General features: G+C 61.3%; 21 protein-coding genes. 8 read left to right on the forward strand and 13 right to left on the reverse strand.

All coding sequences use genetic code 11. The features are described from left to right. Positions 1–30 precede the first annotated feature (30 nt). The gene (gene clcB / locus ITX55_RS02645) at positions 31–1,332 is read left to right on the forward strand and encodes a voltage-gated ClC-type chloride channel ClcB (RefSeq protein WP_108680650.1); all 1,302 of its coding nucleotides are present in this window, start codon (positions 31–33) and stop codon (positions 1,330–1,332) included. On the opposite strand, the gene ITX55_RS02650 is transcribed toward clcB, so the two are convergent. After that, on the reverse strand, positions 1,329–1,721 hold the full coding sequence (locus tag ITX55_RS02650; protein WP_033642982.1) for a helix-turn-helix domain-containing protein: 393 nt from the start codon (positions 1,719–1,721) through the stop codon (positions 1,329–1,331). The two genes, clcB and ITX55_RS02650, sit on opposite strands and share 4 nt — an antisense overlap. A 69-nt stretch (positions 1,722–1,790) precedes the next feature. Between ITX55_RS02650 and ITX55_RS02655 the strand changes: the two genes are divergently transcribed. Next, entirely contained in the window at positions 1,791–2,285 is a 495-nt protein-coding gene (locus ITX55_RS02655) for a DUF2938 family protein (protein WP_108680648.1), read from the forward strand. 5 nt (positions 2,286–2,290) lie between these two features. Here ITX55_RS02655 and bioD read toward each other — a convergent pair whose 3' ends face one another. The 3 genes from bioD to ITX55_RS02670 all read right to left on the reverse strand — a co-directional run bounded on the left by bioD (position 2,291) and on the right by ITX55_RS02670 (position 5,368). After that, complete coding sequence (gene bioD, locus ITX55_RS02660) at positions 2,291–2,956, reverse strand: dethiobiotin synthase (RefSeq protein WP_033642979.1); 666 nt, start codon at positions 2,954–2,956, stop codon at positions 2,291–2,293. Between the two features lie 144 nt (positions 2,957–3,100). Beyond that, entirely contained in the window at positions 3,101–4,318 is a 1,218-nt protein-coding gene (locus tag ITX55_RS02665) for an ROK family transcriptional regulator (protein ID WP_033642978.1), read from the reverse strand. A gap of 159 nt (positions 4,319–4,477) precedes the next feature. Further along, on the reverse strand, positions 4,478–5,368 hold the full coding sequence (locus tag ITX55_RS02670) for a LysR substrate-binding domain-containing protein (RefSeq protein WP_033650481.1): 891 nt from the start codon (positions 5,366–5,368) through the stop codon (positions 4,478–4,480). Between the two features lie 147 nt (positions 5,369–5,515). Here ITX55_RS02670 and ITX55_RS02675 point away from each other — a divergent pair, with 147 nt between their 5' ends. After that, positions 5,516–6,784, forward strand: a complete 1,269-nt coding sequence (locus ITX55_RS02675) for an MFS transporter (RefSeq protein ID WP_169539675.1) — start codon at positions 5,516–5,518, stop codon at positions 6,782–6,784. 50 nt (positions 6,785–6,834) lie between these two features. Here the strand turns inward: ITX55_RS02675 and ITX55_RS02680 are convergent, their stop codons facing one another. After that, positions 6,835–8,121, reverse strand: a complete 1,287-nt coding sequence (locus ITX55_RS02680; protein ID WP_108680646.1) for a glycoside hydrolase family 10 protein — start codon at positions 8,119–8,121, stop codon at positions 6,835–6,837. A 126-nt stretch (positions 8,122–8,247) separates the two neighbouring features. Continuing rightward, positions 8,248–10,044 (reverse strand): glycoside hydrolase family 3 protein, encoded by a 1,797-nt coding sequence (locus tag ITX55_RS02685; RefSeq protein WP_108680644.1) that lies wholly within the window; start codon positions 10,042–10,044, stop codon positions 8,248–8,250. A gap of 366 nt (positions 10,045–10,410) precedes the next feature. Here ITX55_RS02685 and tus point away from each other — a divergent pair, with 366 nt between their 5' ends. Continuing rightward, positions 10,411–11,349, forward strand: a complete 939-nt coding sequence (gene tus, locus ITX55_RS02690) for a DNA replication terminus site-binding protein (protein ID WP_033642973.1) — start codon at positions 10,411–10,413, stop codon at positions 11,347–11,349. Here the strand turns inward: tus and ITX55_RS02695 are convergent. The 4 genes from ITX55_RS02695 to ITX55_RS02710 form a co-directional block, all read right to left on the reverse strand. After that, positions 11,339–11,707, reverse strand: a complete 369-nt coding sequence (locus ITX55_RS02695) for a VOC family protein (protein ID WP_028128189.1) — start codon at positions 11,705–11,707, stop codon at positions 11,339–11,341. The two genes, tus and ITX55_RS02695, sit on opposite strands and share 11 nt — an antisense overlap. A gap of 90 nt (positions 11,708–11,797) precedes the next feature. Then, positions 11,798–12,487, reverse strand: coding sequence for a YafY family protein (locus ITX55_RS02700; protein ID WP_108680642.1), 690 nt, complete (start codon positions 12,485–12,487; stop codon positions 11,798–11,800). Positions 12,488–12,548: 61 nt separating this feature from the next. After that, positions 12,549–13,946, reverse strand: a complete 1,398-nt coding sequence (gene fumC, locus ITX55_RS02705) for a class II fumarate hydratase (protein ID WP_042784421.1) — start codon at positions 13,944–13,946, stop codon at positions 12,549–12,551. Between the two features lie 229 nt (positions 13,947–14,175). Next, entirely contained in the window at positions 14,176–14,508 is a 333-nt protein-coding gene (locus ITX55_RS02710) for a hypothetical protein (RefSeq protein WP_042784419.1), read from the reverse strand. A gap of 476 nt (positions 14,509–14,984) precedes the next feature. Between ITX55_RS02710 and manA the strand changes: the two genes are divergently transcribed. Beyond that, a complete protein-coding gene (gene manA / locus ITX55_RS02715) occupies positions 14,985–16,163 on the forward strand; it encodes a mannose-6-phosphate isomerase (protein ID WP_108680640.1) in 1,179 nt (392 codons plus the stop codon). A gap of 141 nt (positions 16,164–16,304) precedes the next feature. Then, on the forward strand, positions 16,305–17,837 hold the full coding sequence (locus tag ITX55_RS02720) for a YdgA family protein (protein ID WP_089194699.1): 1,533 nt from the start codon (positions 16,305–16,307) through the stop codon (positions 17,835–17,837). Positions 17,838–17,882: 45 nt separating this feature from the next. Here the strand turns inward: ITX55_RS02720 and ITX55_RS02725 are convergent, their stop codons facing one another. After that, positions 17,883–19,037, reverse strand: coding sequence for a serine hydrolase (locus ITX55_RS02725; protein WP_108680638.1), 1,155 nt, complete (start codon positions 19,035–19,037; stop codon positions 17,883–17,885). A gap of 103 nt (positions 19,038–19,140) precedes the next feature. Between ITX55_RS02725 and ITX55_RS02730 the strand changes: the two genes are divergently transcribed. Next, positions 19,141–20,046: a LysR family transcriptional regulator gene (locus ITX55_RS02730; protein WP_033650491.1), complete on the forward strand. Its 906-nt coding sequence runs from the start codon at positions 19,141–19,143 to the stop codon at positions 20,044–20,046. Positions 20,047–20,076: 30 nt separating this feature from the next. Here the strand turns inward: ITX55_RS02730 and ITX55_RS02735 are convergent, their stop codons facing one another. Next, positions 20,077–21,213 (reverse strand): class C beta-lactamase SRT-3, encoded by a 1,137-nt coding sequence (locus tag ITX55_RS02735; protein WP_033642964.1) that lies wholly within the window; start codon positions 21,211–21,213, stop codon positions 20,077–20,079. Positions 21,214–21,419: 206 nt separating this feature from the next. Here ITX55_RS02735 and ITX55_RS02740 point away from each other — a divergent pair, with 206 nt between their 5' ends. Beyond that, positions 21,420–22,301, forward strand: coding sequence for a LysR family transcriptional regulator (locus ITX55_RS02740; RefSeq protein ID WP_033650493.1), 882 nt, complete (start codon positions 21,420–21,422; stop codon positions 22,299–22,301). Here the strand turns inward: ITX55_RS02740 and ITX55_RS02745 are convergent. Continuing rightward, positions 22,298–23,329 (reverse strand): Mal regulon transcriptional regulator MalI, encoded by a 1,032-nt coding sequence (locus ITX55_RS02745; protein WP_033650494.1) that lies wholly within the window; start codon positions 23,327–23,329, stop codon positions 22,298–22,300. The two genes, ITX55_RS02740 and ITX55_RS02745, sit on opposite strands and share 4 nt — an antisense overlap. Positions 23,330–23,489: the final 160 nt, after the last annotated feature.

The following is a 23,489-nucleotide window of genomic DNA, read 5'->3' on the forward strand; positions in this document are numbered from 1 at the left end:
CTTTGATTTTTCTCACGACGCCGCCCACGCATGAAAAGATTGGTCCATCTGCACCACTATCGCGCCCTGCTACGCAGCCTGTTTATCGCCGTGTTTATCGGCGTCGCCGCCGCCCTGGCGGTGTGGCTGTTCCACCGTTCGATGATTGGCCTCGAGTGGCTGCTGCTCGGCAATGCCGACGGCAGCCTGGTGGCCGCCGCCGCCGCGCTGCCCGGCTGGCGACGCGCGCTGACGCCCGCGCTGGGCGGTCTGGCGGCGGGCCTGCTGCTGTATATTCACCAGCGCTACCGCCACCAGCGCCCGGCGGCGCCCACCGACTATATGGAAGCGATTGAGACCGGCAACGGCAAGCTGGATACCGGCGCCAGCCTGGTGAAGTGTCTGGCGTCGCTGCTGGTGGTGTCGAGCGGCAGCGCCATCGGCCGCGAAGGCGCGATGATCCTGCTGGCGGCGCTGGTGGGATCGCTCTTCGCCCAGCGCTTTACGCACGAGAAAGAATGGAAACTGTGGGTGGCCTGCGCCGCCGCCGCCGGGATGGCCAGCGCCTACCATGCGCCGTTGGCGGGCAGCCTGTTTATCGCCGAGATCCTGTTCGGCACCCTGATGCTGGCCTCACTCGGCCCGGTGGTGATCGCCGCAGTGAGCGCCCTGCTGATGACCAACCTGCTCAACGGCGGCCAGGCGCCGCTCTACCTGGTGACGCCGCTCGCCGCCCCCTTGCCGACGCAATACCTGCTGATGGCGCTGGTCGGTGTGGTGGCCGGCGTCGGCGGGCCGCTGTTTTTGTGGTTGATGACCGCCAGCGGCCGCGCCTTCCGATCGCTGCGCCTGAAGCCGCCGTTGCAGCTGGCGTTGGGCGGCCTGATCGTCGGATTGCTTTCGCTGCTGTTTCCGCAGGTGTGGGGCAATGGCTACAGTGTGGTGCAGGCGCTGCTGATCGCGCCGCCGGGGGTGTTGCTGCTGGGCGCGATCCTGGTGTGTAAACTGTTGGCGATCCTCGCCAGCAGCGGCTCGGGCGCGCCCGGCGGGGTCTTCACCCCGACGCTGTTCGTCGGCGCCGCGCTCGGATCGATAATCGGTCAGCTGTTCGGCCTGTGGCCGGGCATGGATGCGGCGGTGCCGCTGCTGCTGGCGCTGACCGGCATGGCCACCCTGCTGGCCGCCACCACCCATGCGCCGATCATGGCGGCGCTGATGGTGTTTGAAATGACCGGCGAATACGCGCTGCTGCCCGGCATTCTGCTCGCCTGCGTGATCGCCACCACCGTGTCGCGCGGCCTGCGGCCGATCTCGGTGTACCACACGGCGCCGCTGCCCAAACGCGAGGCTTAGAACTCACCCTGCTGCAATATTTTCCTGAACTGCGGGCACTGCAGGTGCTCAGGTTCAGGGCAATCGACCATGTGCCGCAGCCCGTCGCGCACCTGTATAAGGCGCTGGATATGGCGATCCAGCTCATCCGCCCGCGCCGCCAGCAACACGCGATCGAGCGCGATTTTGCCCCGTTCGTCAAACAAGGCGCTCATCTCATCCAACGTAAAACCGGCCAGGCGCGCGAGGGCGATCAACCGCAGTTGATCGAGCACCCCGGCGGCGTATTGACGGCGCAAACCGTGGCGGCCTATTGACGCGATCAGCCCCTTTTTCTCGTAATGCCGCAGCGCAGAAGGCGCGACTCCGCTCAGGCGCGCCACCGCGCCGATATCCAGTTCTTTTGCCATTGACTTGAAGCCGACTTTAAGTTGCACACTGTGCGCACCTTATCACGTCACTGAGCCAAGGACACCCCTATGACCCCCGATTTGTTATTACGCATTCTGTTAACCGGCGCCGGCGCCACCCTCTGCATGGATTTGTGGGCGTTGCTGCTGAAGCGGCGCTTCGGCATCCCTTCCCTCGATTACGCGCTGGTGGGCCGCTGGTTTCTCGGCATGTTCGACGGCCGCTGGTTTCACGCCACCATCGTCACGGCGCCGCCGCGCCAGGGTGAGAGAAAAATCGGCTGGATACTGCACTACGCCATCGGCTTGGCGTTCGCCTTTATCCCGCTCGGTTTGGCGGGCATCGAGTGGTATGCGGCGCCGGAACCGCACATCGCGCTGTTGAGCGGCTGGCTGAGCCTGGCGGCGCCGTTTCTGGTGATGCAGCCCGCGCTGGGCTTTGGCGTGGCGGCGGCGAAAACCGCCAATCCGCGCAGAGCGCGGCTCCTCAGCCTGCTCACCCACACGGTGTATGGGCTGGGCCTGCTGATCGCCGCCCGGTTGTTGGCGACGTTCTGCGCCTAAATGGGCTACAGCAACGTGGAAATATCGAGGTAGTGCGCCAGTTCGCGCTGCTCCGCGCGCGGCAGATACGGAATTTCACCCAGCAGCGGCGCGGAAATGCGCTGCTGCAGCGCCGTGATGGTTTCGGCATAGTGCGCCAACCCCGGATTGATGCGGTTGGCCACCCAGCCCAGCAGCGGCAGGCCGTCATTGATGATCGACTGCGCGGTCAGCAGCGCGTGGCTGACGCAGCCCAGCTTGATGCCCACCACCAATACCACCGGCAGCTGCTCCTGCACCACCCATTCGGCGTACGGCCGCAGATCGTTCATCAGCACGCGCCAGCCGCCGCTGCCCTCCACCACCACCGTATCGGCTTTGGCGGACAGATCGCGCAGGCCGCTGCTCATCAGGCCGTAGTTGATGTCCTCGGTGGCATGCGCATGAAACACCTCATCCAGACAGGTGATGGGATTGATCTCCTCATAGCACAGCGGCAAGGTGGAAGAGGCCTGCAACACCAAAGCGTCTTTATTGCGGATGCCCTCGCTGGTTTCCTGGCAGCGCGCGGCGATCGGCTTGTAGCCCGCGACCGAGCGGCCATCGGCGGCCAGCGCCTGCATCAACCCGCGGGAAACCACGGTTTTACCGACGTCGGTATCCGTGCCTGTCACAAATAAACGCTTCAACATGAATAAAATGCCCCAGAATGCCCCGTTAACAATGTATCGCCGCACCGGCGGCGAAGAAGTCTTGCGGAAAAATTCTAGGGGATGCCGCCACGTAGGGGCTTGAGGTAGCTCAATCTTTTGCGGGATTAATAAGAAGTTCTGATGTTAGCCTTGCAGCAGCTGCACCAGCAATGAACCATTGTACAGCGCCTCTTTCACCAGCGCCGCGCCGGGCATGGTGCCCTGATTGAAGAACTGCGTGGATTCAACCTTGACCTGCTCGCTGTAGGCCGGCAGCGCCTGCTGGCGAATGCAGGAGGCGATGGCCGGGTGCAGGATCTCCGCCGCGCGGTTGAGCGGCGAACCCACCAGGATCTTCTCCGGATTGAACAGGTTGACCATGATAGCTAGAATGCGCCCCACGCTGTGGCCGACGCCGAGGATGATGTCCCGCGCCAGTTGATCGCCCGCCAGCGCTGCGTCGCACAGCGATTCAACGGTCAGCGGCGCGCCGTGCAGGCTGGAGCTCATCGAGCCGCTCAGCCGCTGCTGGGCGATCTCCAGCATGTTCTCGATGCTGGCCACGGTCTCGAGGCAGCCGTGGTTGCCGCAGTAGCAGCGTTTGCCGTAAGGATCGACCTGGGTGTGGCCGATCTCCACCACGCTGTGGCTGCCGGCATGCAGCACGTGGCCGCCGGTGATCACGCCGGCGCCGACGTTGTGGTCGATCACCACCTGAATCACGTTCTGGCTGCCGCGCGAGGCGCCGTACAACGCCTCGGCCATGGTCCAGGCGCTGATGTCGTGTTGCAAATAGACGGGCAGACCGGTCCGGGTTTCCAGCGCCGGGCCGAGCGGCATCTCCAGCACGTCGTAAAACGGCATGCGGTGCACCACGCCCGACTGCACGTCGATAATGCCCGGCAGCGTAATGGCGATCGCCGTCAACCGTTCCAGCTTGCTTTGGTGGCGAATAAAGAATTGATCGACTTCGGTCAGGATGCGTTTCAGCAGCGGTTCGGGATCTTCGGCCGCCAGCGGCAGCAGCTCTTCCACCACCAGTTTGCTGCTCAGATCGCGCAGCGCCAACGTGATGCTGCCGCGGCTGATGCGGGCGGACAGGTAGTGCCAGGCCTCGGTGTCCAGCACCAGCCCCACCGCCGGGCGGCCCCGGCTGCCGATTTCCTGGTACTCGGTTTCCTTGACCAGATGGGCTTCCAGCAGTTCGCGCACGATCTTGGTGATGCTGGCGGGCGCCAGCTGTGCGCGTTTTGACAGTTCGATGCGCGAAATCGGGCCCAGTTGATCGATTAGCCGATAAACCGCCCCCGCATTGGTCTGTTTGATTTGATCAATATGCCCAGGCTGCCCAACCGCAATCACAAACCGGCTCCTACTATTTTTCGCGCTTCTAAATAAAGACTAGGGGTTATGGTGGGGCTTTTGTCATACAGCGTCAACTATTTGATTCGTTATGTGATTTGCTGCACAAATTCCTCGCAATTTCAGCGCGAATTGATTTTTATTTGCCCAATCTCAACGTCATTTCAGCATCAACGCCATCAGCGCCTGCGCCGCGGCGGTCAGCGGCCGTCGGCGGTGATGCACCAGCCACACTTCGGTCGTGGCGTCCGGCTCCGCCAGCGGCAAATAACGCACGCCGTCCACCCGCACCCGGGCGAAAGACGCCGGCAGAATCGAGACCCCCAATCCGGCAGAGACCAAACCGATGATGGTCATCGCTTCCCCCACTTCCTGAGTGATATACGGGGTAATGCCGGCCTTGCCGAGCAGCAGCAGAATTTCGTCATACAGCGCCGTGCCCACTTCACGCGAGAAGAACACGAACGGTTCCTGCGCCAGGTGTTGAAAACGCAGCGCGCCGCCGGGCGTTTCCGCCAGCGGATGCCCCTCCGGCACCACCGCCACCAGCGGTTCGCGCAGCAGCAGCTGATAGTGCAGCGCTTCCGGCAGCCGCGTGTTGCGCATCACCCCCAGATCCAGCTCACCGTTCAGCAGCGGTTCGATCTGCTGTTTGGTGTTGATTTCGCGCATCTTGATGTGCACCTGCGGAGAATGCTGACGGAAAGCGCGCAGGCTGCGCGCCACCACGCCGATAAACGGTGCGGAAGAGGTAAAGCCGATGGTCATTTCCCCCAGTTCGCCGCGATCCAGGCGCGCCGCCTTTTCCGCCGCGCGGCCGACCTGATCGAGCACCTGATAGGCTTCTTTGAGGAACATCTCCCCGGCCTGCGTCAAGCTGACGTTACGGTTGTTGCGCGCCAGCAGCCGCGCGCCGACCATATCCTCCAGCGCCTGGATTTGCTGGCTGAGCGGCGGCTGGGAGATACGCAGCCGCTCCGCGGCGCGGCCAAAATGCAGCTCTTCCGCCACGGCGATAAAGTAACGCAGGTGTCTCAACTCGATATTCATATTTAAAAAGTCTTAATTGTAATTATTAATATATTAGACAAAAAAATCGCCGCTCCCTATCATTTTGTTATCTGCAAAGTGTCTGTTTATCTCCCCGAAGTTCGGTAAGGAAACGCTGTGACAACCCCTGTGCGTTCTGCGGCCGTGATGCCGTCGACGCTGGCCGCCAACGATGACGCGGCCGCTGCGCCAAAAGTAAAACGCTCCACCCTCAACAACAAACTCCCCTATATCGAACGCGGCACGCCGCAGTTTATGCGCGTAACGCTGGCGCTGTTTTCCGCCGGGCTGGCGACCTTCGCGTTGCTTTACTGCGTGCAGCCGATCCTGCCGGTGCTGTCGCAAGATTTCGGCGTCTCGCCGGCCGAAAGCAGCCTGTCGCTCTCGGTCTCTACCGGCCTGCTGGCGATCGGCCTGATGTTCACCGGGCCGCTGTCCGACGCCATCGGCCGCAAGTCGGTGATGGTGGTGGCGCTGTTGCTGGCGGCAGTCTGCACGCTGATTTGCGCCTTTATGACCAGCTGGCACGGCATTTTGCTGATGCGCGCGCTGATCGGCCTGTCGCTGAGCGGCGTGGCGGCGGTCGGCATGACCTATCTCAGCGAAGAGATCCATCCCAGCTTCGTCGCCTTCTCGATGGGGTTGTACATCAGCGGCAATTCGATCGGCGGCATGAGCGGCCGCCTGGTGACCGGGGTGTTGACCGACTTCTTCTCCTGGCGCGTCTCGCTCGGGGTCATCGGTTTGTTCGCCCTCGCCGCCGCCTTCATGTTCTGGCGCATTCTGCCCGCTTCGCGGCATTTTCGCGCCAGCTCGCTGCGCCCCCGCACGCTGCTGATCAACTTCAAACTGCATTGGCACGATAAGGGGCTGCCGCTGCTGTTCGCGGAAGGCTTTCTGCTGATGGGCAGCTTCGTCACCCTGTTCAACTACATCGGTTATCGCCTGCTGGCGGATCCTTATCACCTGAGCCAGGCGATCGTCGGCCTGCTGTCGGTAGTCTACCTCACCGGCTCCTACAGCTCGCCCAAGGCCGGGGCGCTCACCTCGCGCTTCGGGCGCGGCCCGGTGCTGCTGGCGTCGATCGTGATTATGCTGATCGGGATTCTGATTACCGCATTGCCGCAGGTGCCGGCGATCTTTATCGGCATGATGCTGTTCACCGCCGGTTTCTTCGCCGCCCACTCGGTGGCCAGCAGCTGGATCGGCCGCCGTGCGCGCCGCGCCAAAGGCCAGGCGTCGTCGCTGTATCTGTTCTGTTATTACGTCGGCTCGAGCGTGGCCGGGACCCTCGGCGGCGTGTTCTGGCACAGTTTCGGCTGGAATGGCGTGGCGGCGTTCATCAGCCTGATGCTGTTGCTGGCGCTGCTGGTGGTGCATTACCTGAAGCGCCTGCCGGAAGCGGCGCGCCTGTGAATAAAAAAGCCGCGGTGGATTACCGCGGCTCGCTATGCCAATGCCGGTGATTATTGACCGGTTTTCCAGCGGGTGCGCAGGTACTCCACGGCCTTATCCGTTTGCGGCTCGGTCAGATAACCTTGCCGGAACAGGATGGTTCCCCCCATCCCCGGCAAGCTCTCGTTGAGATCCAACTGCCTTTTCAGCTCGGGAACGCCGCCGTCGACGGTCCATGCCGGTTCGCTCGCCGATGGCGTGCCCACTTTATACAGCGCCACCCCGGCATAAAGCCGAACCGGCGTGTCTTTCACCACCTCGGCCCACCAGTTGGCCAGCACGTCGTAGCGAACTATTTCACGATCGAAAGGCCAGTACAGCTGCGGTGCGATGTAGTCGAGCAGCCCCAGTTTGACCCACTGGCGCGTATCGGCATAGGCCGCATCGTACGATGGCGCGCCGGCCTGAGTCGCCGAACCGGCGGGATCGTCCGCTTTGTTTCGCCAGACGCCCGCCGGGCTAACGCCAAACGCGACAGCGGGCTTTAGCGCCCTGACGGTGGCTGAAACCTGTTTTATCAATTGCAGCGTATTGTCTCTTCGCCAACTGGCCTTGTCTGCAAACCCTTTGCCGTATTCGCGATACGTCTTTTCATCATCCAGCGGCGATTGCGGCGTCTCATAATAGAAATAATCGTCAAATTGAATGCCGTCGACGTCATAGTTTTTGACGACTTCAGCCACCACGCCGGTGATCCAGTTGCGCACGTCGGGTAAGCCAGGATCGAGCGCAAAGCGGTCGTTGGCCGTACGTATCCAGTCGGGATGCAGCGCATAGACGCTGGCCGGCGGGGACTGCAGCGTTTGATTAAGCGCATCAATCGTTTGCTGCCGGGTATTCATGGAAACCCGATAAGGATTCAGCCAGGCGTGCACTTTGATGCCACGCCGGTGCGCTTCTTTCAGCATAAAGGCCAGCGGATCGTAACCCGGATCCTGGCCCACGGTGCCGGTCAAGACCTCCGACCAGGGCAAGATGTCAGAACGCCACAGGGCCGTTCCGTCCGGTTTAACCTGAAAATACACCGTGTTAATCCCGGTTTTCACCATGTCGTCCAGTGCGTCCGTCAGTGCCTGCTGCTGCAGGCGAATTCGCTCTGGCGCGGTCTCCGCTTTCAGGGAGGCCGCCGGCGGCCAGTCCAGCCCCATGACTGTGGCCAGCCAGATGCCCCGCATCGGTGTGACCGGCTGTGCAGGCTGCGGAGGCTTTTCCGGCTCAGGGGGTTTGGCGCATCCGCTCACGCCCAGCATGGCGGCCATCAACAGCCATCCGCCTAGTTTTGTTGCGCCTGTCGGCATAAATGTTCTCCTTCCGTGAGTGACGGTTATCCCATGTCGTATCGTGCAGAGCAAGAAACCGCCCGCTTTATCAACGCTATCCCGCGACCAGCGTCGCCCTTTCTGACGACGCCGGTACTTGTCCCATTACCAGCTCAGCCCCGTCCCGCGAGGGAACGCCACCTTGCCCGTATTGGTTTCCTCATCGTAGTCATGCCAGGTGTTGACCGGCAGTTTGCCGTGCGGTGTGATTTTCCCCGTCAGCACCTGCGCCAGAGATATCATCGAGGGACCGCGCCATACGCCGCTGTCATACCCGTAGTAAGAATAGGTGGCGACGGCTGCATCCACGTCTGCGGCATAGTTCACAATATCGTAAGGCGCGCGCAATGAGAGGTGAACGCGTTTTTTCCCCTGCTCGGCGGCGTATTTCAACCAGCCCGGATAAGGACTGGTATCATTAGCCGCCCCGGTTGCGGAGGTCACGACCCCATCCTGCTCGGCAGGCGTAAAGCGGGTCGAAAGCGTGCCGAGCAGGAACACGTCGCAATCGGCAATATGTGCCCTGATTTGGGCATCGCTCAGTTCCGTTTCCTTCGCGGCAACGACGTTCTGGTAACCCTCCTGCGCCATCACGTTAGCGATGCCTTTGGCCTGCTCACCCCACGGGGTCAGGATAAAATAGCGCAGCGCCTTGTCTTTCAACGGCAGCAGGCTGTGGCGGTTAATGACCACGGTAATGGAGCGATCGGCGATGCGTTTTTCCAGCTTATGCGCTGAGGACGAAACGCTGCTGGAACAAGGGGCTTCGCGATGCCCCATCAGGTGATGGCGTAATTTGAGGCGCAAAATGCGCTCGACCGAAGCATCGATATCGGCCTCGCTGAGATGCCCTGTTTTCACCCGGTCCGCAAGGTAACGAATCAGGTCCGGCAGCAGGTTAGCCTGAGAGGGCGAAGCGATGCTGACGGGCATCAGGGCGATATCCACCCCGGCGGCAAAGACGTTTTCAGCCGCCCCTTGCTGGCTGAAATGCTCGGCAATCGCGCCCATATCCAGCGCATCTGAAATCGTTACGCCGGCATAACCCAGCTCATCACGCAGGATGCGGGTCTGAATTTCATGCGACATGGTGGCCGGCACCGTGATTTTTTCGCCGCTGCGGGTGTCGATCTGGCGGTTATCCAGCGCGGGGTACTGAATATGCGCGGTCATGACCATGTCCGGCGCCGCACAGCGGTCAATGGCCTGTTTGTAAGGCGCGATATCGATGGCAAACGCCTCTTCCCGCGTACGATCGACGCGCGGCAAACCGGTATGCGAGTCGGTGGAGGTGCTGCCATGGCCAGGGAAGTGTTTGTAAGCGGTGATAAGCCCTTGCTGCTTCATCCCCGCCACCATTTTCTCGGCCAGACGGGAAACGGCGTTCTTATCATCGCTGAAGGCGCGAACGTTAATCACCGGGTTGAACGGGTTGGTGTTGACGTCCACAACCGGTGCAAAGTTGGTATTGATATGCAACGCGCGCATATCCTGGGCCATCAGTTCGCCCTGTTCAACGGCGAGCTGTTTATCCGCGCCGCCCTCAATCGCCGCGGCGAGCGCCATATTGCCGGGGAATGAGGCATAGTCGCCGCGCGGCAGCCGGAAAACGTTACCGCCCTCGTTATCCGTGCCAATGAACAGGCGGATGCCGGCGTGGGTTTTCATCGCGGCATACCAGGCCGTTAACGTATTGATCTGCTGCTTATCTTTCAGATTATTGGCAAACAGGATCACCCCGCCCACATGGTTATCGGTGATCAGCTTGCCAATGGCTTCATCGGGAACGGTCATATCCTGATTGCTGCTACCGTTCCGATCCCAGTAGCGAAAATCCAGCATGATTTTTTGCCCGATCTTCTCTTCCAGCGTCATGTTTTTGACTTTCTGTTTAATATCCACAGTAAACCTCCTGTTAAAGCACCCGTTAATGACAGAAGAAAAGATAACCCCAAGGGCTCATAGCGTCCTGCCATTCTGTTTGTTCCAGCGTTTGGACAACGGCAAACGGGAAATGGATTAAACAGAAGACAAACGAACAGGAAAAAATCCATCAATGAATCAAAACCATAAGAAGAGCAGGTTTATTTTCGACAATCACACTTGCCCGCATGCGTAGCAGACGAGCGAGAGAATTCCCCCTGCTGCCCGCCCTATTTCCCCCTGGTAAGCCGGGTGGGCAGTTAAGCCGAGTATTGTCCCATTGCCGATGTTGCCCCCAGCCTGCTACTCTCCTATAGTATGTTGTAACTAAAATAGGGGCATATGATGAGCAAATACGATGTGATTGGCCGGATGAACGCCTGCTTTGCCGAACTGGAGCAAGCCCTCGGCGCATTGCAGCAGCAGATAACCCCGCTGCGGCTGCTGGCGGCGCGGGTGTTCAGCCTGCCGGAGGTAGAAAAAGGCCAGGAACATCAGGCCATTTCGCATATCGCGGTCGAGCAGCATGTGGGGCAAGCGGCGCGCGATCTGGCGCTGGAACACTATCAGCGGCTCTTCATCCACCATAACCGTGAGAATGTCAGCAGCAAGGCCGCCGTGCGCCTGCCCGGCGTCATCTGTCTGGCGGTGGAGCAACCGGAGTATCAGGCGCTGCAGGCGCAGCTGGCGCTGATCAACCGCCTGAAGGGCGAACTGGAGCAGATTATCACCGTCGATTCCGGCCTGGCGCCGGAGCAGCGTTTCGAATTCGTGCACACCCATTTGCACGGGCTGATTACCCTCAGCGCCTACCGCACCCTCACCGCCCTGACCAATCCCGACTCGGTGCGCTTCGGCTGGGCCAACAAGCACATCATCAAAAACGTCAAACGGGACGACATCCTGGCGCAGCTGGAGAAAAGTCTGAAAGCCGGCCGCGCGGTGCCGCCGCACAGCCGTGAACAGTGGGCCGCCCTGGTCAGCCGCGAAATAGACGATGTCAGCCGTCTGCCGCAGCATGCGACGTTGAAAATCAAGCGGCCGGTCAAAGTGCAGCCGATCGCCCGCGTGTGGTATCAGCAGCAGCAAAAGCAGGTGCAACACCCCTGCCCGCTGCCGCTGATCGCCCTGTGTCAGGTTGAAAGCGGCGCTGCGGTGCCGAAGATCGGCGAACTGCTCAACTACGACGCCGACGCAGTAAAGCATCGCTACAAACCCGACGCCAGGCCGCTGCGGCTGCTGGTGCCGCGCCTGCACCTGTATACCGACGGCACTACTCGCTGAGGGCATATACCCGCAGGCGATGGCCGTCCGGATCCCGCGCCACAAAGGTGTAGCCGAATTCCATTTCGGTTGGCGTTTGCTCGATAGGCAGCCCGAGCTCGCGCCACTGGTTATAGCGCGCCTCCACCTCTTGCGGATCCTGGCATAAAAAGCCCAGTTCACCGCCGCCGCCGGTCAGCGTGGCGGCGGGTTTTACCCCCTGTTTGGCCCACATCCCGAGCTTGAAGCCGTTGTTGAGCACGAACAGGGCAAAGCCGGGAGAAAGCTCTACCGGCGCCTGCCCCAGCAGGCGTTGATAAAAGGCGGCGCTGTTGAGCGGGTTATCGACGTAAAGCAGGGTCATGCTGGGAAGGGTCATCGGTCTGTCCTCTGGGTGATGGGAACCGGTTGGTTCCCGATAGGCACAGACTAAAGGAGGCGACTGACAGTTTATGGCAGCAGCGTGTCGTTATTGTTCCGCAATGCCTTCGCTCAACCGCCACTCTTTCAACAGTCGCCGCCGGCCATGCGGATAACGCTGTTCAAGCGGCGTGGCGGCCTGAATGCGATCGAGGCGAAAATGACGAAAGGCCTGACGCAACTCACACCAGGCAACCAGCATCTGGAACTGGTCGAAAAAGCCCAGCGCAAAGGGCCACAGCAGGCGTTCGCTGCGCTGCCCCGCCAGGTCGAGATAGTCGATATGCAGCTTGCGCTCGCGGCGGATGCTGTCACGGATTAACACCCGCATCTCATCCGCCACCGGCGGCGACTGAGCCGGTGCGATAAGCAGCGTGTTGGCCTCCAGCTCCTCCCGCAGCGCCGTCGGCAGCACGTCGGCGATCTTGGCGAGCGCCTGGCCCGCGGCGCTCGCCAACTGGCTGTCGCCGCGGCGGCTGACCCAGCGCATGCCCAGCACCAGCGCTTCTATTTCCGCTTGCGAGAACATCAGCGGCGGCAGCATAAAACCGGGGCGCAGCACATAGCCGAGCCCCGCTTCGCCGACGATCTCCGCTCCCTGCTGCTGCAGCGTGGAGATATCGCGGTAAAGCGTGCGCATGCTGATGCCCAGCGTCTGCGCCAACGCATGGCCCGCCACCGGATAGCGGTGGCTGCGCAACAGCTGCATCAGATCGAGTAAACGTTGTGCGCGCGACATCTTAATTTCTCCATAAAAAAGGGGCTTACCTCAGTAAGCCCCCGGTTGCCTCACAGATCAATTATTTCTGCATGCTGCCGACCATCGCCTCCGGGCGCACCCATTCATCGAACTGCGCTTCGGTCAGATAGCCGAGCTTCAGCGCCGCGGCTTTCAACGTCAGCCCTTCCTTGTGCGCTTTCTTGGCGATTTCCGCCGCTTTGTCATAACCGATATGGGTGTTGAGCGCCGTCACCAGCATCAGCGATTCATTCAGCAACTGGGTAATGCGATCGCGGTTCGGTTCTATGCCCACCGCGCAGTGCTCGTTGAAGCCCTGCATGCCGTCGGCCAGCAGGCGGATCGACTGCAGGTAGTTGTGGATCACCATCGGGCGGAACACGTTCAGCTCGAAGTTGCCGGAAGCGCCGCCGATATTCACCGCCACGTCGTTGCCCAGCACCTGCGCGCACAGCATGGTCATCGCTTCGCACTGGGTCGGGTTGACCTTGCCCGGCATGATGGAGCTGCCCGGCTCGTTCTCCGGGATAGAAATCTCGCCGATGCCGCAGCGCGGGCCGGACGACAGCCAGCGCACGTCGTTGGCGATCTTCATCAGCGAAGCCGCCAACCCTTTCAGCGCGCCGTGCCCCTGCACCAGCGCATCGCAGGTCGCCAACGCTTCGAACTTGTTCGGCGCGGTGACGAACGGCTGATGGGTCAACTCCGCCAGCGCTTTAGCGACGCGTACGGCGTACTCCGGATGGGTGTTCAGGCCGGTGCCGACCGCCGTGCCGCCCAGCGCCAGCTCGGCGATGTGCGGGATGCTGTCTTCGATGTGTTTCAGATTGTGCGCCAGCATCGCCGCCCAGCCGGAGATTTCCTGGCCCAGGGTCAGCGGCGTGGCGTCCTGCAGGTGGGTGCGGCCGATTTTGACGATGTCGCGGTAGGCTTCGGCCTTGTCGCTCAGCGTCTTGTGCAGCACTTTCAGCTCGGGGATCAGGTGCTCGCGCAACGCAATCACCGCCGCCACGTGCATCGCAGTGGGAAACACGTCGTTGGAGCTCTGGCTTTTATTGACGTCGTCGTTCGGATGCACCTTGCGCTCTTCACCGCGCACGCCGCCCAGCAGCTCGCTGGCGCGGTTGGCCAACACTTCGTTCATGTTCATGTTGGTCTGAGTGCCGGAGCCGGTTTGCCAGATGGACAGCGGGAACTGGTCGGCATGGCTGCCCGCCAGCACTTCGTCGGCAGCGTTGATGATGGCGGCGCCCCGCTCGGCCGGCAGCAGCCCCAGGTCCACGTTCACCTGCGCGGCGGCGCGCTTGGTCAACGCCAGCGCATGGATCAGCGCGGTCGGCATCTTTTCGGAGGAAATGCGGAAATGCGCCAATGAGCGCTGGGTCTGTGCGCCCCACAGCTTGTCGGCCGGTACTTCGATGGGGCCCATGGAGTCTTTTTCGATACGAACGCCTGCCATCATTGTCTCCTTAGCATAATTCCTAAAATTGTAGGGTTAGACCGACGCGCTACCCCCCGTCGGCACGCATTCCCAGTATAGTGACATAATAACTATTCGCATTAAGAGAGTTATCTCACAGCACGATTCATCTCTTTTACCCATTCATGACGCGGTTATTTGCCGTCGGTTAACCCGCGCCGAAATAAAGGCGAAGAAAGAACCGGGATAATAAATGCGGAGATGAAAATTAACGCGCGTGACGCGAATTAAAATTATTGATGCGCTGCGCCTGTAAGTGATTGAGTTCATCGATCCGCTGCTGTTGCAAATGATTGATCTCATCGTAGGCATCCTGCCGTTCGTTATGGCGATACGCCCCGGTCGCCACCGCGCCGGCGGTGAGCGCCAGCGGATGCGCCACGGGTGCAGTCACGGCGGGAAGCGCGACCGGTGCGGGCGCAACGACGATCGGCGCCGGCGTTATCACCACGGCGCGCGGGGCCGCGTAGGGATAGGTGACGATCACCGCCCCCTGAGCCGCCCCGGTGCAAAGCCCCAACAACAGCAACCATTTTTTCATGCAACAGACCTCTTGTTTCGTTAAATCGACTCGTTAACGGCTACGGTAAAGCGGTCTGTCGTTCAGGTTTAAGCTCGGCGTGTGATCGCCCGACTTGGCGCAAAAATAATAATAAGGGAATGGCTCAGAAGGTAAAAAATAAATTCCGCCGACATACTTTGACATGCCGATAAATAAATAATGACGTAGAAAGCCTGCGCTGTCGGCAATAATTTCTTTCCCTCCAATCTACGATCGATTGACGGATTTGCCGGGCCCTCTTGAGGCCGGTGCGCCATTTGAGACGCCGATCGTTATCACGCTATACTCTGGCCGCGTGGCCGGACGCAACCTTATCCGGCGTTGTTTTGATCGCGCCCATGAGGGTTCCTGCCGACACGGGCGTATGATGGTTGTCGGCACAGATGAAGCGAATCGTATAAAATCAGTAAGTTATTGCCATTAGTGCGGCAATGACGCAAAGGACGTTTATCGACATGCAAAAAATGACCAACGCGGTACAGAATTACGCCTGGGGCAGCCACGATGCGCTGACCCGTCTTTACGGCATCGCCAACCCGGATAATCAGCCGATGGCCGAGCTGTGGATGGGCGCGCATCCCAAGAGCCCTTCCCGCGTGCCCGGCGCCGATGGCGCACTGCGTTCGCTGCGCTTTCTTATCGATGAAGACCAGCCAAAGCAGCTGGGCGCTGACGTCGCCAGCCGCTTTGGCGAGTTGCCGTTCCTGTTTAAAGTGCTCTGCGCCGATCAACCGCTGTCGATCCAGGTCCACCCGAGCAAAGCGGCGGCCGAGATCGGCTTCGCGAAAGAGAACGCCGCCGGCATCCCGCTGAGCGCCGCCGAACGCAACTATAAAGATCCCAATCACAAGCCCGAGCTGGTCTTCGCCCTGACGCCGTTCCTGGCGATGAACGGCTTTCGCGAACTGGCCGATATCGTCTCCCTGCTGCAACCGATCGCCGGCGCGCACCACGATATCGCCACCTTCCTGCAGCAGCCGGACACTGCCCATCTGTCTACCCTGTTCGCCAGCCTGCTGACGATGAGCGGCGAGCAAAAGTCGCTGGCGCTCGGCGTGCTGAAAGCCGCGCTCAACAACCAGCAGGGTGAACCCTGGGATACCGTGCGCTTCATCGCCAGTTTCTATCCGGACGACAGCGGTCTGTTCTCACCGCTGCTGCTGAACGTGGTGCAGCTCGCGCCGGGCGAGGCGATGTTCCTGTATGCCGAAACGCCGCACGCCTATCTGAAAGGCGTGGCGCTGGAGGTGATGGCCAACTCGGACAACGTGCTGCGCGCCGGCCTGACGCCGAAATTTATCGACGTGCCCGAGCTGCTGGCCAACCTGCAGTTCCGCCCGCAGCCGGCGTCCGGCCTGCTGACCCAACCGGAGCGGCGCGGCAACGAACTGTTCTTCCCGATCCCGGTGGAAGATTTCGCCTTCTCGCTGCACGATTTGACCGCCGCGCCGCAGGCGCTCGCGCAACGGAGCGCGGCTATCGTGTTCTGCGTCAGCGGCGAAGCGACGCTGGAAAAATCCGGGCAGCGCCTGACGCTCAAACCGGGTGAATCCTGCTTTATCGGCGCCTTCGAATCGCCGGTCAACGTCAGCGGCAGCGGCCGTATCGCCAGGGTTTATAACCAACTGGCCTAACCGTTGATAAATTTCAGCAAATTGCTTGCTGAAAGCGAGAGCTGCCCCCACAATTAAACGCCTGCGGGCGTTTTTTGTCGGCCCACATTTGCCCCCTCCCTCGCAACGGAGGGTTATAAGAAAAAAGGATGAAACAGAGCTATGAAAAAATCGTTAGTCGCTGTCAGCGTCATTGTCGTTCTTGGCGCAGCATGGACCGGGGCATCCTGGTACACCGGGAAACAGATCGAGCAGCACATGGGCGAAGTCGTCGACAACGCCAACGGCCAACTGAAAGCCTACCTGCCGAAAGCCGGCGTCAAGCTGAGCTATGAAAATTACCAGCGCGGCCTGTTCAGCAGTAAAGTGCGTTATGTGCTGCGTTCCGATGGTACGGATACCAGCGAAAACGCGGCGCTGAAAGCCGGTGAAGAAGTGGCGTTCCTGGAAACCATCGATCACGGTCCGTTCCCGTTCGCGCAGTTGAAAAAATTCAACCTGCTGCCGAGCATGGCGTCGGTGCATACCGAGCTGGAAAACACCCCGGCGGTGAAAGGCCTGTTTGAAACCACCAAAGGCAAATCGCTGTTTACCGCCGATTCGCGCATCTCGTACAGCGGCGATACTGCGTCCACCATCGACTTTATCCCACTGGACTACCAGAAGGATAAATCTTCGCTGAAATTCAGCGGCGCCACCATTGACGCCGACGTGTCCCGCGATCTGAAAAAAATCGCGCTGGACGCCAATAGCGACACTATCGTGTTCGCCAGCCCGAACGAATTCGGCCAAAACGAGCAGATCACCTTCCAGGGCTTCAACCTGAAAGGCAACAGCAACGAAAGCAAGTTCGGCGTGAAGCTCGGCGATCAGACGATGACCCTGAAACAGTTCAAACTGACGATCGACGGTAAAGACACCGTGGCGTTGGACGGTTTCAATCTGGTGAGCAAGTTCGGCGAGCAAGGCAGCAGCAATATCGGCGGCCAGATCGATTACACCATGGACGCGCTCAAGGTGCAGGGCAACGACTTCGGCGCCGGTAAACTGACGCTGAAAATCGACAACGTCGACGGCAAGGCGCTGAAAGACTTCTCCGACAGCTACAACCGCCAAACCATGGCGCTGCTGCAGCAGGGCGAGAACCTGGATCCGGACGTCTACGAACAGCAGACCTCCGAGATGCTGCAAAAGAACCTGCCGATGCTGCTGAAAGGCAACCCAAGCCTCAGCATCGCCCCGCTGAGCTGGAAAAACAGCAAGGGTGAGAGCATCTTCACGCTGGATCTGGCGATGACCGATCCGAGCAAGGCCGCCTCCCCGGCACAGTCGCCGGATCAAGTGATCGCTCAGGCGGTTAAAAAGCTGGATCTCAGCCTGACCATTCCGGAAGCGATGGCCACCGAAGTGACCGCGAAGACCGCCTTGTTGCAGGGTTACAATGAGGAAGACGCGCAGAAACTGGCGCAGCAGCAAGTGCAGGGCCTGGCGGCCATGGGTCAGATGTTCAAGCTGACCACCCAGAAAGACGGCGTGATCGCGAGCAAGTTCCACTACGCTGACAATCAGGTTGACCTGAACGGCAACAAAATGTCGCTGCAGGAGTTCATCGGCCAGTTCGCCATGCTGGGCGCCCCGGCGGAAGACGCTGAACCGGCGCAGGAAGCGGAACCCGCTCCGGCACCGGCGCAGTAATCGCCTGAAAGCCTGAACAAGGGCCCCCTGTGGGGCCCTTTTTATTTACGCCGCATAAACCGCATCGCGGATCTGCTGCGGGTAGCGGCCGCACATGCCCTCAAATGCGGTATTGGTCAAGACGACTACGCTCAGCTGCGCCTCTGGATCAAAGAACCAGCTGTGGCCGTAAACGCCGCCCCAGGTCAGGGTACCGGCATGCTGCGGCGTCTGCGCAGCGTCTGGATCCACCAGTAGCGCGCCGCCAAAGCCGAAGCCCCAGCCCGGCCCTTGCGTTTGCGCCTCGGCGCCGACGTGCGGGTGACGCAGCAACGCCACCGTATCCGGTTGCAAAATGCCCTGCCCGCCGCTGCGCAGCGCCTCCACCAGCCGCAGCACGTCGTCGGCATCACCGACCATGCCCGCGCCGCCGGAGGGATAGGCTCCGACGTTAAGCGCGCGCGCCGGCGAGAACGTCACTTCTCCCCCCGCCATGTCTTCCGGCAAGGCGATCCGCACGCCTTCCGGCATGCGCCGCGGCCCCTGCGGCGTATTGTAATAAGGCGTCGCCAGGTTAGCGGCATGGGTCGCATGGAACGCGGTATTGCCGAGCCCCAGCGGCCGCGCCACCCATTCGACAAACAGCTGCGGCAGCGGCATGCCCGTCACTCGCTCCAGCACCGCGCCGAGCACGTCGATCGCCAGCGAATAGTTGAAGCGCGCGCCCGGTTCCGACAGCAACGGCGCCTGCGCCAACAGCCGCAGGTTTTGCTCCAGCGTCAACGTCGACAGCTCCACGCCGTCCTGAATGCCCAACCGATGATACACCCCCGCCGGCGGCTGATTCAGACGATAGTCCAACCCGGCGGTATGGCTCAGCAAATGACGAATCTTGATCGTCGGGCGCCGGCCGTCGGCCAGCGCCGGGGTAAACCACGGCAGCCAATCGCTGACCGCATCGTCCAGGCTCAGCTTGCCTCGTTCAATCAGGCGCAGCGCCGCCAGCGTGGTGTAGGGCTTGGAAACCGACGACAGCCGAAACTGAGTTTCTCGCCGCATCGGTTGCCGCGCTTCGCGATCGGCATAACCGGCCGTACCGGCGTAGCAAATTTCACCCCGCCGCGCCACCAGCACCACGCTGCCCACGATGCGCCCTTCGGCCATCGCCTGTTGATCGATCGCCGCGATCCGTTCTGTTAACGCCCGTTGTTCTGCCGACATGATTTTTATCTCGCTGAGGGAAAGTAAAAATCAGTCTAAAACGTTCGTCATAAATTAAAATAAGGTATAATTTAATGAATCATTAAGCACAGGTTATTGATAGATGAGTTCACTCCTGCAGCTGCTGCCCTATTTCGAAGCCGTCGCGCGGCTGGGCAACTTCACCCGCGCGGCCAACCAGCTGGGCGTCACGCCGCCGGCGGTGTCGCAAAACATTCAGGCGCTGGAGAATCAGCTGGGGGTGCGCTTATTCCACCGCACCAGCCGCTCGGTGCGCCTCAGCGACGAGGGCCGACTGTTTTACCAGAAGGTCTCGCCGGCGATGAACCAGATCGACGTGGCGGCGGACGACGTGCGCGCCCTGGGCGCGCAGCCGGCGGGCCTGCTGCGCATCACGTTGCCGCAGTTGGCCGCTTCGCTGCTGGTGATGCCGCACCTGGCGGAGTTTCAGCGGCGCTATCCCGAAGTGCAGCTGGAGCTGTTTACCGAAGACCGCTTTTCCGATCTGGTGCTGGGCAGTTTCGATGCCGGCATTCGCATGCACGCCATGCTGCAAAAGGACATGATCGCCGTGCCGATCGACAACGGCCAGCGCCGGGTGCTGGTCGCCTCACCCGATTATCTGACGCGTTGCGGCGCGCCGGCCACGCCGGACGATCTGCTCGCGCACCATTGCCTGCGCTACCGTTTTCCCGGCAGCGGCAAATTGGAGCCCTGGTATTTCAGTCGGCACGGCGATGAGCGGGCGCTGGACGTCAGCGGCAGTTTGATCTTTAACGAAGACAGGCTGATCAAGGATGCGGCGTTGGCGGGCCTGGGGATCGCGCAACGTTTTCAGGGCACGGTGGTGCAGGAACTGGCGCAGGGCGATCTGGTGGAAGTGCTGCCGGAGTATGCCAGCGAGGCATCGGGATTTTTCATCTACTTTCCCGCCGGCAGGCATCTGCCGCTCAAGCTGCGCGCCTTTATCGATTTCATGCGCGAACGGCGAGAGCGACAGCACCGGTAACAGGGGCGCCCCGACGGCGCCCCCCCGCGATCAGCGCTTATCCAGCGCTTGCACGATGCGGTAAGCCGCCTCGACCCGATCGTCGTTCGGGAACCATTTGTTGGCCAGCATCACCACGGCGATATTTTTCGCCGGGATAAACACCGCGTAGGTGGAGAAACCGCCGGTCGAACCGGTTTTGTTATACCAACCGGCGCGCAGCTCCGGCTGCGGCGGCGTGATGGCGGTGGCCGGCGTGCCGTTCATGATCATCCCGGCGTTGTTGCCCTCGATCAGCCGCGACAGTTTCACCGGGTACGGGTAGTTCTCCCACATCAGATCCTGCGTGAACACGCCCGCTTTGTAATAGCCGACGTGCGTGGCGGCCAGCGCCTCGCGCCACGGCTGCGCGACCTTCGCCTGCTGCAGGTTGGCGTCCAGGTAACGAATCAGATCGCGGGCGTTGGATTTGATGCCGTAAGATTCGGCGTCCAGCGGGCCGGGATTGACGCGCACCGGCTTATCGTCCTTGTTGTAACCCTGGGCATAGTTGGCCATCTGCGCCGCCGGCACCTGAATGTAGGTGTGGCTCATGCCCAGCGCCGGCAGCATGCCCTGCTCCATGGCCTGGATAAACGGCCGATCGAGGCTCTTGGCGGCGATCATGCCCAGCATGCCGATACCGAGGTTGGAATAGACGCGGTAGCTGCCCGCCGGGTGCTTCGGCTGCCAGGCCCGGTAGTAAGCCATCAGTTGGGCGTTGTCGGTCACGTCGTCCGGCACGAACAGCGGCAGGCCGGATGTGTGGGTCGCCAGATTCAGCAGGCTGACGCCGTCGAAGGCGCTGCCGCGCAGCTCAGGCAGATAATGGCTGGCCGGATCGCTGAACGACAGTTTGCCCTGCTGCTGCGCATAGACCGCCAGCGTCGCGGTGAAGGTTTTGCTCAGCGACCCCACTTCGAACAGCGTCTGCTCGGTGATCGGTTTGCCGGTCTGTTTCGAGGCGACGCCATACGGGTAAATCTGCTGTTTGCCATCGACCGATACGGCGATCGCCATGCCCGGCACGCCGTATTTTTTCATCAGCGGCTGAATAACGGCGTCGATATCCTGCTGCTGCGCGGCGTGCGCGGTCGGCAAGATCAGTGCGGCGATCAGCGCGGCCGCCAGGCGGTTCATTTTCGTCATGATAGAGGCTCTTCGGTTGCAGGGCATCGGCCGCGGCCAAAAGTTTTTATTGGCGTTGCGCACGGCGCACTCCCTGATGGATGATGTCATTCCTTTACGGGCTCCGCGAATCTTGCGGCAGCCGCGCCAAATATCGGTTTTTGCCGCCGGGTTGACAAGCGATAATAATTTCAGCCAGCATAAAGAAAAACTTATGGCTATCAACAATGCGCAACCGACTTCCCCTCAACGCCCTGCGGGCGTTCGAATCCTCCGCCCGCCACCTGAACTTCACCCGCGCCGGTCTGGAGCTGCGCGTCACTCAGGCCGCCGTCAGCCAGCAGGTGCGCATGCTGGAAGAACAGCTGGGCATTCAGCTGTTCCGCCGCCTGCCGCGCGGGTTGGATCTGACCGAAGAGGGCCAGGCGCTGCTGCCGGTGTTGAGCGACGCTTTCGATCGCATCGAGGCGGTGTTGCAGCAGTTCGAAGGCGGGCATTTCCACGAAGTGCTGACGGTGGCGGTGGTCGGCACCTTCGCGGTCGGCTGGCTGATGCCGCGGCTGGCGGCGTTCCGCGCGGCGCATCCGTTCATCGATCTGCGGGTGCTGACCCACAACAACCTGGTCAATCTTTCGGCCGACGGCATGGATTTCGCCATCCGTTTCGGCGAAGGTTTATGGCCCGCCACCCGCAATATCAAGCTGTTCGACGCGCCGCTGACGGTGCTCTGCTCGCCGGCGGTCGCCGCGCGGCTGCATACGCCGCAGGATCTGCAGCACGAACTGCTGATGCGCACTTACCGCCAGGATGAATGGGAACGCTGGTTCACGGCTGCGCAGGTAACGCCGTGGCGAATCAACGGCCCGGTGTTCGACTCATCGAGGCTGATGGTGGAAGGCGCGCTCCAGTGCGACGGCGTGGCGCTGGCGCCGGTCAGCATGTTCCGCCGCGAACTGGCCGCCGGCGCGCTGCAGCGGCCGTTCGCCGCCGAGGCCGCGCTCGGCGCCTACTGGCTGACCCATTTGAAATCGCGGGATCTGACGCCGGCGATGAAGGCCTTTATCGGCTGGATTTGCCGCGAAGCGGAAGAGGAACAGCGGCGGGACTAAGCGGAGCCGCGCCGGATCAGCGTCGGCGGCAAAATGACGTTCTGCGCCGGCAGATCGGCGTCATTGATGCGCTGCAGCAGGCGTGCGGCGGCGCTGCGCCCCACTTCCCGCGCCGAGCTGGAGACAAAGGTCAGCGGCGGTTCGGTCAGCTCGGCCTCCGGCACGTCGCCGAAACCGATCAGCGCCACCTGCCGGCCGTAGTAGGCGTCGACCCCGTCCGAACCGATGCTGCGGCCGCTGCGCGTCAGGCCAAAATAGGCGCCAAGCGCCACCGACGCCTTGTGGCAAACGACAGCGGTGATATTCGGGTAGTGGCGCAGCAGCTGTTCCGCCGCTTCCGCCGCCTCACGCTGCCGGCAATCGCACTCGACGATCCATTCGCTGCGAAACGGCAGGCCGTACTGCAACAGCGTGGCGCAAAATCCGCCCAACCTTTCGGCGCGCGTCAACGAGTCGCTCTGGCCGCCGAGATAAGCAATCTGGCTGTGGCCGCGTTTGATCAAAAATTCGGTGGCCAGCTTGGCGGCCTGCATATTGTCCGGCCGCACCACGTCCACGCCCTCGAGACCGCTGGAGCGCGCCACGCATACCAGCGGCACGCCCTGCTCGGCCGCCTTTTCCTTCAGCCCGGCCGCCGCGCGGATGCCGCCCGCCAGCACGATGCCGTCGACGCCCTGCGCCAGCAGCGCGTCAAACGCCCGCTGCAAGCCCTGGCCGTCGCGCCCGCTCTGGGTTAAAAACAGCAGTTTGTCGTGCGCCTCCAGCGCTTCGCTCAGCCCGGCGGTCATTTCGGCATAGAAGGGTTCGCAAATGTCGCGCAGGATCAGGCCGATTACCCCGGATTCACCGCCGCGCAGCGTCGCCGCTTGACGATTGCGCACGTAGCCCAGCTGCTCTATCGCCTGATTGACCTTCTCGACGGTGGTCGGCGAAATCCGCCCCTTGCCGCTCAATACCAGAGAAACCGTGGTGACCGAAACGCCCGCCTGTTGCGCCACATCGGTAATGGTGATCTTTTTGATGCTCATAGTCTCTGCGAACCCGTTCCTGGGCAACCCGCGCCGTAGTGATCAAGGGTATACCGAATCCGTCAATGCAGTAAAACGTTTTACTGCCCGCCGCATTTTCGCCAAAAACCGGGCGACAGATTTGTGATTGGCGGCGCATTTTTGCTAGGTAAAACGTTTT

The sequence above is a fragment of the Serratia sp. EWG9 genome (assembly GCF_019913725.1).
GTDB lineage: Bacteria > Pseudomonadota > Gammaproteobacteria > Enterobacterales > Enterobacteriaceae > Serratia > Serratia ureilytica.